Source organism: Echinicola shivajiensis, assembly GCF_018642165.1.
GTDB lineage: Bacteria > Bacteroidota > Bacteroidia > Cytophagales > Cyclobacteriaceae > Echinicola > Echinicola shivajiensis.
Genome location: NZ_JAHHZM010000009.1, coordinates 112,530 through 126,290, shown reverse-complemented (window position 1 = coordinate 126,290; position 13,761 = coordinate 112,530). Strand labels below are relative to the sequence as shown.

The window sequence follows — 13,761 nt, the reverse complement described above, 5'->3', positions numbered from 1 at the left end:
GCTTTAGTCCTTTTTTATTGCCTTCATTCAAACCTTCAAGATCGCCTTGCTACTTGGTGGCATGCCCTTAAACCTAATACTCGCGGCAACTGAAATACACAATAGAACACCTACGCACCAATACACCCAGTGAGGTATGGGAACAGGATCTCCTTTAGCATAAGAATGTAAACCAGACAAATAATAATTCACTCCAAAAGAGGTCATGATGATGGAGGAAAAGGCCCAAAGACTGGCCAATTGGTACACCATAAAATTTTTTAAGCCAGGCACCAACCTCAAATGCAGAACAGCAGCATAAATCAAAATTGAAATCAAAGCCCAAGTTTCCTTTGGATCCCAAGCCCAGTAACGCCCCCAACTTTCATTTGCCCAAACTCCACCCAAAAATGTCCCTATGGTAAGCAGAAAAAGTCCGATAGTAATGGCCAGCTCATTGACTATGGCCAGCTCCAAAATGCTTTTATTCCATGAACTATCTGGGTGTTTCGGCCTGAAGACGATCAATAATAAAGAAAACAATGACATGATCGCCGCCAAAGCCAATGGCGCATAGCTGCTGACAATAATAGCCACATGAATCTTAAGCCAGTAGGAATGTAAAACAGGCATCAGGTTCGTGATTTCAGGATTGAGCCATTCCAAAAATGCGACAAACAACAAGGTTCCTGAGAACAAAAGGCCCAGAGGAACAGTAAACTTGGATTTCCCTGAAAAAACCAAGCCAAAGAATAAAACGCCCCAACCGACAAAAACGAGCATTTCAAAGCCATCACTCCATGGCGGATGTTGGGCGATATACCATCGCAATCCCAGATGAAAGGTAAAAACAAAAAAACCAAGGCCAGTCAACAGCAAACCGATTTTCCATAAAGTCGTATTAAGGGAATTTATTCTAAACATTTGCCATATGGCCAGAAGCAACATGACCAAACCCAACAGCCAGAATAAACCAAAAAGTCGATTACCTAAATTCAATTCGGTATACAGGAGCTCTGCATTGACCCTTTTCTCATCCGGATAAACATCGGCTCCTGCCTTCTGCTGGAAAAGGTCGATATACCCCAACGATTCCTCTGCCTTGGACCAATCACCTGTGTTCAAGCCATCTTTAAGTCCCTGCAAATAAATATTGGTGATGTTTTTCACAAATAGTGCATCCTCTTCAGGAAAACTGTCGGTATTACTTTCTCTGGTAAACCAAGTGTTATTTTCATCCACCCTGTTTGGAAAGATTTTTAAAAAGCCGCCTGTCAACAACCCATAAAAGATATTGAAGCGCTCATCCACTTTAAGCAATTCCTTGTCTGCCTCATTACGCTCAGCTGGCTTGAGCATATTCGCCCGCTCTACCATGGACTGAATTCTGTATCGCCCCTCTGGACCAATAAAGTCCATAAAGCTCACCATTTCACCTTCAGAAATTTCTAAAGACTTAAATATTTGAGCTCCTTTATCGAGATCCACTTTGATGATGGACATACTGCTTATCATCTCAGGATACATTTGGACAGCAAGCAGGAATTGTTCTGGACTGAGGGAAATTCCTCGCTCTTCCAGTAGGACTTCGGATTTTCCCGTTAGCTTCCTGACGATCTCGTGGGCAAGAGTGTTCAATGGTTTCATTCGACCATCCAAATCCTGAACAACTAATTGGCCATACTTTTCTGCTCTTTCTTGAGGGATTATCCATTGCTCAGATGGAGATTCCTTCGCATAAGCGAAGCCCAAATTTAAAAACAGCACAAAAAATGTGGTCATATTTTTCATATCTTTGAGCCGAAGATTTAAATACTGGAAACGACTGTTTAGGGTAAAAAGAGTAAAAAACATCCCTAATCCCAGTAAGAAATAGCCTAAATAGGTCAGGCTACTTCCCAATCTGTCACGGTTTATTGAAAGTACTGTTCCTTTTTCATCCATATCATAAGAAGCCTGGTAAAATCTGTAGCCTTTATAATCCAGCACATTGTTCATAAATATCCTGTGATCAAAGGCCTTTTCTCCATCCTCCACAACTACCTCACTTGCATAGCTAGAGGGGCTTTGACTGCCTGGATAGCGTTCCATCTGAAAGTCCTTTAGATAGACAAAAAATGGTAAAAGTTTAGCCTTTGGCCCAAAAGTGATTTGAAAAGTCTTTCCCATATAATCAAAGCTGTGCCAATTGGGATTGATCTTCACAAGTTGCACATAAACCGATTCAACCAATTCCCCCTCATTATCAGAAACCTCCAATAAGACGGCATTGGTAAGGTTCTCTGCAATTTCGGGATCGGTTTCCTCTACAAAAACCTGTTTACTATTTTCTTGAATGGATTTGACCAAAAATGCACCTTCCGGCCATTGATATAATGCCCAAAGTTGTAGTGGCTTTTCCTCCCCTGCATGCAATACTCCCAATTCTTGGGTGCTCATTTCCATCACTTGCAGATGTTGACTAGTTTTGATCATCCAGGTACTATCCATTTGATAAATAACAATAGGACTATCGCTTGCCAAACTAGTTCCTAGGCCAATCGCTCCCATTTGCAACTCTTCTCCTAAGGGCAAAGTAAAGTCCTCCCTGCCACCACCGGTAGTGAGTGCCACTTCGAGATAATCCTGATCTCCAGATTGAAAGTCCACTCTGGCATGGGGGATAAATTCCTTGATTTGCAGGTGAAGTCCTTCTTCAATAGGTACTTCTACCTTTACGGGCAAATTGCTGCTGGCAGTAAGGGTAATCGGCTTTTGAAAATTTTCATGGCCATCACCATTAACGGACCTCAATTGGAGATAGGACTCATTACTGTAATAAATATTTTGGGCATTCCCCTCTCGAATATGAATGATGCCCTCTTCCCCAAAATAACGGGTAATTCCTGCAGCTATAATAATGAGGACAAAGGCAATGTGAAATAAACCAATAGGCCATTTTTTATTGGTAAAAAGTCGGTACCTCCTAATATTGGCCAAAAAATTAACTGCCAGGAGAATCATGATCATTTCAAACCAAATAGATTCATAAATCATTTCCCATGCTGCAGCAGTTCCAAAGTCATTTTCCAAAAATGTCGCCACAGCGGAAGCAATGGCAAACAAGATCAACAATAGCAACATAAACTTGCTGGATACCAGCAACCTTAATAATCTCATATGGCATCAATTTGGGTAATCAAATTAAAAATATTCCAGTCAATACTTGTTTTGGCTTTTCCATCATTTATCAGAAATCATATTGACTGAATAACCTTCCTCACGCCTTTTCCCTTCTTTCAACCAAACAGGAACCACCTCTTCCAGAAATTTTTCCTTTGCAACCTTATCCTTTTCGATATCCCAGCCCACATAGGCTTGTAAAGCCTCAGTATCCTTAAAATCCGGCATTTCAACAGGCTTATTATGCCCTAAATCCGCTAATAATCTGGCTAATTCTATTCTTGTTTCCTCTATGATTCCCGTTGCTGAAGTCACAATACTGCTGGTGGCCAAAGGTGCATGAAAGGCCGCTCCATGTGAAGCCACCGCATAATCCCATCTCCATTGGGCATGCCTAATTCCAAGTTGAATATTATCCATTTGTTCCTGTGTAGCTCCAAGTTCCCAAGCTTTGCCAGCCTCAATATGGGCCATAGCTATCAATCTCATCAGTTTTTGTGAGCCCTCCTTAATAATTCGTTGTCGTTCAAAAACATCAGAAATCAGATCATCTTTTTTCTCCCGGTGACAGACAAAACAGGAATTTTCAACATTGCTGAGTGGTGAGCCAATATGGTGATCTGTAAACTTCTGACCTCCTTCGGTTTTGTATGGCATATGACAATCTGCACAAGAAACACCTCTCTTGGCATGCACTCCCAATGTGAACAATTCATAATCAGGGTGCTGAGCTTTCAGCATCGGCGTTTTACTAATAGGATTTACCCAATCCGCAAAATCAATTTGGTCATAATAGGCCTCCACGGACTTCTCGTCCATCCCATCCCTCCATGGAAAAGTCAGGTATTGAGCACCTTCTTTACCGGGTGCATTTTTAACGAAATAATATTCCACATGGCATTGTGCACAAACCAAACTTCTCATTTCTTGATGACTTGCAGCATTGATATCCTTACCCATTGATTCAAAGGCCTCTATCAATGCTGGACGGGTAATGGTCAGGTTCATGGTCTCAGGGCTATGACAGTCTGCACAACCAATAGGGTTGATAACTTCAGAACCGAAATCTGACCATTTTTTACTGTAATATTCTGTTACCCCAAGTTCTTTCATCAACCTAGGGACATCTGGGCTTTTACAGGTCCAGCAGGTACTGGGCATAGGACCTTCCCCTGCTTCCATCGGAGCCCCCGTTCTGAGTATTTCCCTAATATCATCAACTGCATGTGCATGGCCTTTTGGTTGGTTGTACTCCTTGCTAAAAGCATATCCTGCCCAAAGAATCACCAATTCAGGATCCTCTTCCAAAACAGCTACATGACCACTAGAATTATACATACTATGAAAGGATGTATCCTTGGTTTTCATATAGGATTGGTACTGCCTTGGAAAATTAAGCCCCCATATGGAGTCCCTTGGTTCGATGTCATTGATATCTACCTTGGGAACATAAGCAAATTTTGCCTCTGTCTTCCTATCCATAATGGAGTATGCCAACATTGCCAATAAGAAAACAATGACTGCGGTCATCGTAAAAAGAATCCAATTTTTCATAGCACTATTGATTTTATTCTTCTGTATTTTCTTTCGCTTCCATGGATGCCTTCAGCCAAGAGGGAATTATTTCCAGATCACTTGGAGCATGGGCCTTGATAGGTTCTATCTGATACCCTACTGATGAAAGACTTTTTACCTTGCCATGTGGCACATCCCGATGACATTCCCAACATGTCCTGTCTGTTCGGTTTTGTTTATGATGCTGAACAAATGCCATCGTTTTGACATCTGTAACCTGTGTTTCATGGCACCTTATACAATTGCTCTGAATCACTGCCTGAGAAGGCGCCAATGCCCTGATTACTTCAGGTTCTTTGCGCAGGGTAAATATGGATGCATGGTATAATCCATCCTTAGCCTTAAAGAAATATTTATTAAATGCATTATCATGAGGGACATGACAGTCATTACAATGCGCCACTTCCCTGTGTGAGCTATTTGCCCAGGTAATGTATTGCGGGGTCATCAAATGGCAGTTGACACATGCTTGGGGATCATCGGATAAGTAGGAAGTAGCATTACTTAATTTTATCAAATAAATTCCAAGGCCGAATATGGCAGCCACAAGCACAATAGCTGGCTTCCTCCATTTATGAGGTGGAATTAGATGCCAACTAAACATTCTTCTTTTTGTAGTCTGCCAAAACCCCATATATCAGCAATTCAAAGGGTACAAGATTCTTTAAAAAACACGTAAGCAACTGACTTTTAATACTTTTAAGTTAAAAAATATTTCCTACAAACATTTATAGAAATAATTAAATCTTACTTTAAAATTTAACCATAAATAAAAATCCACAAAGCCGTGTCAATAAAATCATACAGGCATTTCATCTAAAATTAAAGATACCAACTGTTGTCCAACAATATTTTAAAAGGGACAGCTCCTTCGTATTATTTACATAATAAAAGAATTCATTACCGATTTTATTATATATATCTACAGTCAAATCACTTTCATTGTCAATCATCAAAATTCTTGGTGGAATAATCATTTAAACAACTCAAAATGAACGACTAACAACTTTTTAATAAGTTATAAAATATCTATATTAATTAATGCTACAAAGACAGTTCTATTTTTGATTACGATAGCTAAAAAGACTTTTAAAATGAATAATAATTCTACTGAAATAAATGAGCAATTTGTCCAAGAGGCGGTCAAAGTTGTTTTGAAAAACTTAGGCGAATTCCATTTTTCTGTAACGCAACTTTCTGAAAACCTCCACTACAGCAGGGAACACACACACCGTAAACTAAAGCATTACCTAGGTATTTCTGCTGGAAAGTTTATCCGTTATATCCGCTTACTCCAAGCATATAAATACCTTTCGGAAAAGAAAAACATTATTTCAGAAATAGCTTATCAGGTTGGATTTAATAGTCCGGCATATTTCAGTAAATGCTTTAAGGATTCTTTTGGAATTGCTCCAGGGGAAATCGAAAGGAATATGTCCTTTAACTATTTCAACAAAACCAATATTTATGATTTCTATAAAAAAGATTGTATTCAGACCCCATTAAAAAACAACAAAATTTCTTTTCATTTAACTTCTTCCAATAACCCTTCAACAAACAATTCCCTTATTTTTTAGGAGATAAAAATCCTCGAACTAATTTATTTTGGTGTTCCCAAAAGGTAAATGACAAAACCAGGCCCTGACTTTACCTTTCCCATTTCCCAAGTCATTTTATCCGCATCTTCCAAGCCATTGATAAGCTCCATTAACTCAGGAATAGAATATGTCCGTAGTGAAGAGACAATTCCATCCCACCAAGCTGCCAGTGGAATAATGGGTACCAGATAGGTAAAAAACAAGCGCCCTAAACTAAATGGCTTAATAAATGGTGCTGTCAACAATACTGTAATCGGGGAAAAAAACATCGCCAACAGGCTTGCAAATGATCTGTCTTGCCCTTCAAAAATAGCAATTGGACTCCTTGCATGGATAGCATCCTGTAAAATCTCCTTGGCATCATCTGGCTTGAAATGGTGAAAACTCAAAAATAGGGTTCTTAATCCATTAAGCTCATCAGGTACATCTCGGGCGTCCACAGGGTTCTTGACATAGTCTATATTTGTTGTTTGCTGTTTGACCCGCTCAAAAGCCTCCCAGTTTGGATAATAGTCACTAATCCAAATTTTCAAATGGGGCATCTTTTTCAATAATTCCTTATTGAGGGAAATCAAACCTCCACCGCTCCCAGAACCTAAATCTATAAAGTGACCGGCTCCGCTTGCATGAATTCCCTTTTCAAGAATAGGCAAAACGGGATGGTACATTTTGGTAGCATTGGCCAGAAAAGCCAAAAAATCCGTCATATAGTTTCTGATCAAGTCCGGAAACCAGCTCAAATCCTCAAACTCAAAAAGATGTACCCGCTTCATAGATTAGCCTTTTAGCCTTACCTAATTTCGATAAATATCCTCACTTAATGAAGCGCATAACCGTAAATTCTCTTTCAAGTTCTCCAAGCGGATCACTTTTCAACTTTTCTCTTACATCCACCTGTTCGATAATGGTAAATCCTGCATTGTACATCAACTCATCCACCATTTCCGAATCATAAAATTTGAAATTGAATTTGGTAAAGGGAAGTTTTTCCAAAAAGTTTTTCTGTGCAAAGGCCAAACTGAAATTTCCTCCCTCCTTTAAAACCCTAAAAATCTCAAGGGCCATCTCCTTGGGGTTCTCCCAAAAGTAAATGGTATTGACCGTCATCACCTTATCAAAATAGGCTGATTCAAAGGGAATCTTTTTTCCTTCATACAAATGAAATTGGGCCATTCCGGATTTTACCATTGGCTCATTTACTTTTTGGGCTATTTCATACATCAGGTCTGAAATCTCCAATCCATGGTATTCCAAACCATCAAAAATCTCCAGAAGCTCGCAAACATGTTGGGCCGAACCGTGGCCAAGCTCCAGTACCTTTTCATCTCCAGCCAAATGAAGCATTTCTACTGCTTTTTCAACCATAAGGATATTTGACTCTTCCATATTCTTAGCTATTGCTAGACCCTGTTCTCCCTTTGGGTGGCCAAGCTGCAGCGCAATAGCCTTCAATTCATCCTCTGTAAAATTTTGATCCATAGCTTTAAAATTAAACATTCCGTGTTAAAGACTTTTCAGTATAAATCCCAAAATATCTTCCAGCAAATAAGAAATAACTTTTTAATCACCCACAAAACACTTGATAATTAAACATATATACCAACAATTGCATATATTAATAATGTAATTTTTCCTTCCTTAATGGTTCATCAAATGAAAAGAACTTTACTACTAATTACGGTCCTTATTTTTTCATCAAGACTCATATTTGCCCAAGAAGTAAAAAAAGACAGTCTCAACAAATCCTCGTTGAAGGAAGAAAACTCAACTCAGTTCAAGGTGATGCCTTTTTTTAGCTATAATAGAAATTTGAAATTTATGTTTGGAGCTATTCCCATGTTGATGTATAAATTAGACAAACAGGATAGCATTTCGCCAAAATCCCTTTCAGGCGCTGCTGGTGTTTATACCACCAATGGATCCCATTTTATTTCTGTTTTCAACAGATTCTTTTTAAAGGAAGATAAATGGAGGATCATATTTTTTGGCTTAACAGGCAACCATACTTCACAGTTTTTTATGGATGATTTTCAAAATGGTAGTTTCTATGATTATAATTCCAATACCACCATTGTTACTGCTGGGGTAAGGCGAAGAGTGTTTAACGATATTTTTCTTGGACTAAACTATACTTACTCTCATTATTATACGGTGTATGAAGATGAGGTTTTGCCCAATGAAACTACCTCAACCAATGCATTGGAATATATTATATCCATTGATACCAGAAATGATGTTTATTATCCCAATAAAGGTAATCAAGTAAAGGTAAAATGGGTCAGCTTACCTGAATGGTTTGGCAATGATCTCACCTCTAACAAAATCAAAACAGAATATAACCAATATTTTTCGACAAGAGATGGTGAAGACGTCTTCGCGGCAAGATATGCTGGAAATTTCGGCTTGGGAAATATTGTTTTTGAACAGCAAGAAGTCCTAGGAGGAAAAGACATCAGAGGCTACTCCGAAGGCAAGTACCGTGGTGATGGATTGATTGCCTTTCAGGGTGAATACCGTTATAATTTTCATCCGAAAATGGGCCTTGTAGGCTTTGCAGGATTAGCCACCATTTATGGTTCTGACAATCCAGATTTTGACTGGAATATCTATCCAGGAGGAGGAATCGGTTACCGGTACAGGGCCTTTAAAGACGTCAAGTTCAATATTGGTTTGGATGCAGCTGTGGGTAAGGATGATTGGGGAATCTATTTTAGAATTGGCGAGGCATTTTAAGCCTCCCCAAAAGATCTATTCCTATAAGACTTCCCTTTTATTACAAACCAATATGTCCAACCCATCAACAAAATCTGAAAGGGAATTCTGAAAAACAAATAAGACAGCCCTGGACCATCATAATTACCGGTTTGATAATTGAGACCTTCCAAACTGGCTTTAATATTCGCCGGTAAAATCATTAAAAAAAATATGATTAACAGCATCCCTGTCAGCTTTCTGAATTTTGGAATATGGATAGCTATCCCTGCAGCTATTTCAATCAGGCCAGTAAAATAAATTATGATAGCTTTGAAGGGAATAAATTCCGGAAGCATTTTACACATCCCATCTGTAAACATAAAATGACCCAAAGCTGTAAATCCCAGCATAATGGAAAGGGCTATTCTTCCAGCCAAACTCCATTGTATGCTTTTTTTAAGCAAGTAAATTACCCCGGAACTCAACAAAAAGCTGATCAGTAAAACATAAAATGGAAGCATAATATTCTTCTTTGATTCAGAACAAATTTCAATTCTTTTCATTGATTGCGCAATGAACCTAGGTTAAGAAAAATTAGAAGATAATTCAGGCTGAAATGGATAATCCTTGGAGCTTGCAGGAATTATCATCCATGATTAAATTGTTATCATTCTGTCATTATATTCTATAAGAAATGAAAAAGTTATTGGTGTTTATTTTTTGTTTATCTATTTCTTTCGGCTGTTCTAGGGATGATATAAATCCTGAAGCCGTCAATGTCCGACTGTCCAATATCAGTACCTATGACTTCAAAAATATCATCGTCAATACAAGTACGGGTGAAGTTGAGTTTAATGATCTAGATGCCCAGACTACTTCAGAATACAAAGTTTTTGAGAAGGCTTATAGGTATGCTTTCGTTGAACTGGAAATAGAAGGTAATACTTATACCATTCAGCCTATTGATTATGTAGGTGAAACTCCATTAAGTAAAGGAAAATACACTTACCAAATAAACGCCAGCGAACTAAATGGCCAATATGGTACACTGAGTTTGAGTTTGAAGGAAGATTAATCAAGAGGGTTAAGAAATTCGTTTTCTGATCCTACTTAAAGCCTGAGGTGTAATGCCTATATAGCTGGCTATATATTTCAGGGGAATTGCTCTTATCAATTCAGGTCTCTCAGTAAAAATCTTCAAATACCTTTCTTCAGCACTTTCCTGCAACAGGGCCAGTTCCCGTTTGGACTTTTTTAGGAACAGCCCTTCTGCTGCATTTCTACCGATAATATTACCAACAACAGATTCTTGATATACTTTTTGGAGGTCGTCATAGGATATTCTCCAAAGCTCCACAGAATCCAAAGCTTCCAAAACATAGGTGCTGGGCGTTCTTGTCAGAAAAGAATCATAGGCACTGGCAAACTCATTCTCAAATGAAAACCCAAAAGTGAGCTCCTGTTCTTCTTCAGGAATATAATAGCGAATAATCCCTGAGGCAATAAAAGATAAATAGTTTTCCACCTCGCCAAACTTTAGGATCTCAGCTTTTGCACTGAAATTTACCTTATTAAGTTTAGAAGAAAAGGAATACCAATCTTGGTCACTCATGGATACCTGTTGCTCAAAAAGTGCTCTGATCTTTTCCATTATTTATAATTGCACCAAAAATTAGCCATCGAAGGTTTTGCTTGAATCCGCAGTTAATTGATTGATCTCCGCCAATTCCTCAGATGTAAGGTAACGCCATTTCCCCACAGGCACATCCAGGCCTATGTTCATGATCCTGATACGCTTCAATTTGGTCACCTCATAATCCAGAAAAGCACACATCCTCCGGATTTGCCTGTTAAGCCCTTGGGTAAGTACAATCTTGAATTTGTTCTTGCCAATCTGCTCCACCTTGCACTTTCTGGTCATAGTGCCCAAAATCGGAATACCATTGGACATTTTCTGGATAAAACGCGGTGTGATGGGCTTGTCAACTGTCACCACATATTCCTTTTCATGGTTGTTCTTCGCTCGAAGAATCTTGTTGACAATATCTCCATCATTGGTCAAAAAGATCAGGCCTTCACTGGGTTTGTCCAGCCTGCCAATAGGAAAAATACGCTTAGGGTGATTGATATAATCTACAATATTATTCTTTTCCCTTTTGGTATCTGTAGTACACACAATGCCAACAGGCTTATTAAAAGCCAAATAGATAAAATCTTCCTTGGGAGGGGAAACCAATTCACCATCTACACGCACATCATCTCCAGGAGTAATTTTGGTCCCCAATTCCGGCACCTTGCCATTTATGGTAATCCGCCCCTGCTCCAATAGCTTATCAGCAGCTCGTCTGGAACAATATCCTATCTCACTTAAATACTTATTTATCCTGACCGTTTGGTTTTCCATCTGACCTCCTTGAATGTTTGGCTAGGCAAATTTACGGGTTTAATTTGGAAACACCTTCTTATCCCTAGCTTTGACCAAGGCCTCTTTTAGGCTATCTATTTGCATCCTAACTGGAATGGTCAGTTTTTCTAAATCATGAATCATATCTACCCAAGTCTTTGTTTTCAAGCTTCCTGCAGGGAAAGATCGTGATTTATAATCTTTGGTAATCACTCTCAAGCACCAACCTCTTCGGCCTTCATGGTCAACCACTATTTCATTTATATCTGAAACTTTGTAATGTTTACTATAGAAAAACCAGATATGGTTCTTTATCACCAAGTAATTTTTATCCAATAAAAAATAATGGGATAAAAAGCCCATCACTGCCAAAAACAGGCTTGGAAATACGATTAAAGGGAAATAATCAATATTATAAAAAATGATTTTCAAGATCATTAATGCAAGTCCAATACAGGTAATGACACCATGGACAGAGCTAATAAACCTGTCCTTGTAAATGTTTAAAAAATCAAAGTGCTGAAGTTTATTCCTTCCTTTTGTTTCACTCAATCCAACTGAAGTAATCTTAACAGATTGATGGGATTGTATCTGTACTTGAATTCGACTTAATAGTCTTCTGGCCTCATCAAAATTCCGGTAATAATGCTCAAAAATGGCCTTTTCATCACCATTCTTAAGTTCAAAGCTTAATACCTCAAATTCCTGAGTAAAACCCAAAATCCTATCCTCAGCCTTTCCAGTTAATTCAATTTTCTTAACCTCCTCCCAACTAATAAATTCACTTTTAAAAAATCTCGAAATAGTGATGCCCTTTTCACTAATTCGAAAATTTTGCCAGTTTTTTAGAAACTGATAAATAATCATCAAACCTATCATGAGTACCAATACTGCAGGCCATATAGATGTTCTGAACCAATGCTTGCCTTCATCCAACTGCCCAAATCCCTTGATAAAAAGGCTTGTTGCAAAACCTGTAAACACCCCAAAAAGAATCAAACCATTTAGGGCAAAAAACGAAATATTGGCCCTACTTTTAAAAATATGCATAGTGATATATCGAAGAAACAATTAACTATTTATCTTCCAAATATAATGGAGCAATTAACAGTTTTCTAATGAATTCTTTTAATCCTTAAAATGACCTAATTCATTCTATTGTTAATTGCCCTCCGGAACCACCCTGAGGATTTTATCGGGTCCATTAGTTACAATATATAGTGCCCCATCTGGACCGAATTTAAGGTCACGCACTCTCCCTTTTCCCTTGATCAACAACTCTTGTTCAACTACTTTATGATTGTCCAATACTATTCTCCTTACTTCCTGAAATGCCAAGGCACCCACCAATAAATTGTTTTTCCAAGCCGGAAATAATTCTCCCACTACAAATTCTGCTGGACACACTGCTATGGAAGGAGTCCAATAGGTGATTGGCTGCTCCATGCCTTCTTGATGTGTTTTGTCTGAAATAATGGATCCATCATAATCAATTCCGTAGGTAATTACTGGCCAGCCATAATTTGCTCCTTTTTTGAGAATATTCAGTTCATCTCCACCCTTAGGTCCATGCTCAGTCATCCAAATTTCTCCAGTTTCAGGATGCATGCTAATACCCTGCACATTTCTATTTCCTAAAGAATATACAGCGCCAAGCGCTCCATCTATTTTAATAAAGGGATTATCTTCCGGAATCCTACCATCAGGATAAATACGAAAAACTTTTCCGGTAGCTTTACTAGGATCTTGGGAATCCTCTGCTCTTGCCATATCCCCAATAGAAAAAAACAAATACCCTCCTTGATCAAATAAAAACCTACATCCCCATCGGTTTCCTTTCCTTACTTTTAGGGGATCCGGAACTTCAAAAAGTGTCTCCTCATTTTGCCATTGATGATTCTTGATTTTTCCGCGAACCACCTTAGTCATAGCCAATGCATCTTCAGCTGCATTATCCCCATTGGTTTGGCTATATGCCAAATAAATCCATCCATTTTGATCATAATTAGGATCCAAGGCAATATCCATATAACCACCGGTACTTGTACCAGTATGGGGTTTTGGAAGGCCAATAATTTGCTCAGGATCTGGCTCCCCATCGATTAGCCAAGTTAGTTTCCCGTTTCTTTCCGAAACCAAAGCTTTATGCTCATTGACGAACTCTATGGCCCAGGGTACCTCGAGCCCCCTAGCACACCATTCCTCCACTTCCAGTTTATACTCTTTTGAATCTATGGATTCCTTATTGGCGTATCCAGCTATTCCTGTTTGCCCAAAGCAAAAATTCTGGAAAGTGATTAATATTAGAAGAAGAAAATATTTCATTTTAGGGTAGATCAGGTTTATTCT

General features: G+C 38.6%; 13 protein-coding genes. 3 read left to right on the top strand and 10 right to left on the bottom strand.

Going from position 1 to position 13,761, the window contains the following annotated elements:
* Positions 1 to 27 precede the first annotated feature (27 nt).
* The 3 genes from ccsA to nrfH form a co-directional block, all read right to left on the bottom strand.
* A complete protein-coding gene (gene ccsA, locus KMW37_RS15445; protein WP_215225550.1) occupies positions 28 to 3,138 on the bottom strand; it encodes a cytochrome c biogenesis protein in 3,111 nt (1,036 codons plus the stop codon).
* Positions 3,139 to 3,201: 63 nt separating this feature from the next.
* The gene (nrfA, locus tag KMW37_RS15440; protein WP_215225549.1) at positions 3,202 to 4,695 is read right to left on the bottom strand and encodes an ammonia-forming cytochrome c nitrite reductase; all 1,494 of its coding nucleotides are present in this window, start codon (positions 4,693 to 4,695) and stop codon (positions 3,202 to 3,204) included.
* 13 nt (positions 4,696 to 4,708) lie between these two features.
* Positions 4,709 to 5,350, bottom strand: a complete 642-nt coding sequence (gene nrfH, locus KMW37_RS15435; RefSeq protein ID WP_215225548.1) for a cytochrome c nitrite reductase small subunit — start codon at positions 5,348 to 5,350, stop codon at positions 4,709 to 4,711.
* 460 nt (positions 5,351 to 5,810) lie between these two features.
* On the opposite strand from nrfH, the gene KMW37_RS15430 reads away from it, so the two are divergent.
* The gene (locus KMW37_RS15430; protein WP_215225547.1) at positions 5,811 to 6,293 is read left to right on the top strand and encodes a helix-turn-helix transcriptional regulator; all 483 of its coding nucleotides are present in this window, start codon (positions 5,811 to 5,813) and stop codon (positions 6,291 to 6,293) included.
* A gap of 23 nt (positions 6,294 to 6,316) precedes the next feature.
* Here KMW37_RS15430 and KMW37_RS15425 read toward each other — a convergent pair whose 3' ends face one another.
* Both KMW37_RS15425 and KMW37_RS15420 read right to left on the bottom strand, forming a co-directional pair.
* Positions 6,317 to 7,087 carry a hypothetical protein gene (locus KMW37_RS15425; RefSeq protein WP_215225546.1) on the bottom strand — a complete coding sequence of 257 codons (771 nt, stop codon included), beginning with the start codon at positions 7,085 to 7,087 and terminating at the stop codon, positions 6,317 to 6,319.
* 40 nt (positions 7,088 to 7,127) lie between these two features.
* Positions 7,128 to 7,793, bottom strand: a complete 666-nt coding sequence (locus KMW37_RS15420; RefSeq protein WP_215225545.1) for a class I SAM-dependent methyltransferase — start codon at positions 7,791 to 7,793, stop codon at positions 7,128 to 7,130.
* A gap of 174 nt (positions 7,794 to 7,967) precedes the next feature.
* Here KMW37_RS15420 and KMW37_RS15415 point away from each other — a divergent pair, with 174 nt between their 5' ends.
* Positions 7,968 to 9,047 carry a BamA/TamA family outer membrane protein gene (locus tag KMW37_RS15415; protein WP_215225544.1) on the top strand — a complete coding sequence of 360 codons (1,080 nt, stop codon included), beginning with the start codon at positions 7,968 to 7,970 and terminating at the stop codon, positions 9,045 to 9,047.
* Here KMW37_RS15415 and KMW37_RS15410 read toward each other — a convergent pair.
* Positions 9,044 to 9,571 carry a DoxX family protein gene (locus KMW37_RS15410; RefSeq protein WP_246581519.1) on the bottom strand — a complete coding sequence of 176 codons (528 nt, stop codon included), beginning with the start codon at positions 9,569 to 9,571 and terminating at the stop codon, positions 9,044 to 9,046. The two genes, KMW37_RS15415 and KMW37_RS15410, sit on opposite strands and share 4 nt — an antisense overlap.
* 131 nt (positions 9,572 to 9,702) lie before the next feature.
* On the opposite strand from KMW37_RS15410, the gene KMW37_RS15405 reads away from it, so the two are divergent.
* Complete coding sequence (locus KMW37_RS15405) at positions 9,703 to 10,083, top strand: hypothetical protein (RefSeq protein ID WP_215225543.1); 381 nt, start codon at positions 9,703 to 9,705, stop codon at positions 10,081 to 10,083.
* Positions 10,084 to 10,092: 9 nt separating this feature from the next.
* Here the strand turns inward: KMW37_RS15405 and KMW37_RS15400 are convergent, their stop codons facing one another.
* The 4 genes from KMW37_RS15400 to KMW37_RS15385 all read right to left on the bottom strand — a co-directional run bounded on the left by KMW37_RS15400 (position 10,093) and on the right by KMW37_RS15385 (position 13,737).
* A complete protein-coding gene (locus KMW37_RS15400; protein WP_215225542.1) occupies positions 10,093 to 10,659 on the bottom strand; it encodes a Crp/Fnr family transcriptional regulator in 567 nt (188 codons plus the stop codon).
* 21 nt (positions 10,660 to 10,680) lie between these two features.
* Complete coding sequence (rluF, locus tag KMW37_RS15395) at positions 10,681 to 11,412, bottom strand: 23S rRNA pseudouridine(2604) synthase RluF (RefSeq protein ID WP_215225541.1); 732 nt, start codon at positions 11,410 to 11,412, stop codon at positions 10,681 to 10,683.
* Between the two features lie 39 nt (positions 11,413 to 11,451).
* The gene (locus tag KMW37_RS15390; protein ID WP_215225540.1) at positions 11,452 to 12,462 is read right to left on the bottom strand and encodes a hypothetical protein; all 1,011 of its coding nucleotides are present in this window, start codon (positions 12,460 to 12,462) and stop codon (positions 11,452 to 11,454) included.
* 111 nt (positions 12,463 to 12,573) lie between these two features.
* Positions 12,574 to 13,737 carry a PQQ-dependent sugar dehydrogenase gene (locus tag KMW37_RS15385; protein ID WP_215225539.1) on the bottom strand — a complete coding sequence of 388 codons (1,164 nt, stop codon included), beginning with the start codon at positions 13,735 to 13,737 and terminating at the stop codon, positions 12,574 to 12,576.
* Between the last annotated feature and the right edge of the window lie 24 nt (positions 13,738 to 13,761).

Excerpts from the sequence above, each read along its gene's own strand:
- KMW37_RS15425 (WP_215225546.1), bottom strand. The coding sequence starts at position 7,087 with ATGAAGCGGGTACATCTTTTTGAGTTTGAGGATTTGAGCTGGTTTCCG.
- KMW37_RS15410 (WP_246581519.1), bottom strand. The coding sequence starts at position 9,571 with ATGAAAAGAATTGAAATTTGTTCTGAATCAAAGAAGAATATTATGCTT.
- KMW37_RS15390 (WP_215225540.1), bottom strand. The coding sequence starts at position 12,462 with ATGCATATTTTTAAAAGTAGGGCCAATATTTCGTTTTTTGCCCTAAAT.
- nrfA (WP_215225549.1), bottom strand. The coding sequence starts at position 4,695 with ATGAAAAATTGGATTCTTTTTACGATGACCGCAGTCATTGTTTTCTTA.
- KMW37_RS15400 (WP_215225542.1), bottom strand. The coding sequence starts at position 10,659 with ATGGAAAAGATCAGAGCACTTTTTGAGCAACAGGTATCCATGAGTGAC.
- KMW37_RS15405 (WP_215225543.1), top strand. The coding sequence starts at position 9,703 with ATGAAAAAGTTATTGGTGTTTATTTTTTGTTTATCTATTTCTTTCGGC.
- KMW37_RS15385 (WP_215225539.1), bottom strand. The coding sequence starts at position 13,737 with ATGAAATATTTTCTTCTTCTAATATTAATCACTTTCCAGAATTTTTGC.
- ccsA (WP_215225550.1), bottom strand. The coding sequence starts at position 3,138 with ATGAGATTATTAAGGTTGCTGGTATCCAGCAAGTTTATGTTGCTATTG.
- rluF (WP_215225541.1), bottom strand. The coding sequence starts at position 11,412 with ATGGAAAACCAAACGGTCAGGATAAATAAGTATTTAAGTGAGATAGGA.
- KMW37_RS15415 (WP_215225544.1), top strand. The coding sequence starts at position 7,968 with ATGAAAAGAACTTTACTACTAATTACGGTCCTTATTTTTTCATCAAGA.
- KMW37_RS15430 (WP_215225547.1), top strand. The coding sequence starts at position 5,811 with ATGAATAATAATTCTACTGAAATAAATGAGCAATTTGTCCAAGAGGCG.
- nrfH (WP_215225548.1), bottom strand. The coding sequence starts at position 5,350 with ATGGGGTTTTGGCAGACTACAAAAAGAAGAATGTTTAGTTGGCATCTA.
- KMW37_RS15420 (WP_215225545.1), bottom strand. The coding sequence starts at position 7,793 with ATGGATCAAAATTTTACAGAGGATGAATTGAAGGCTATTGCGCTGCAG.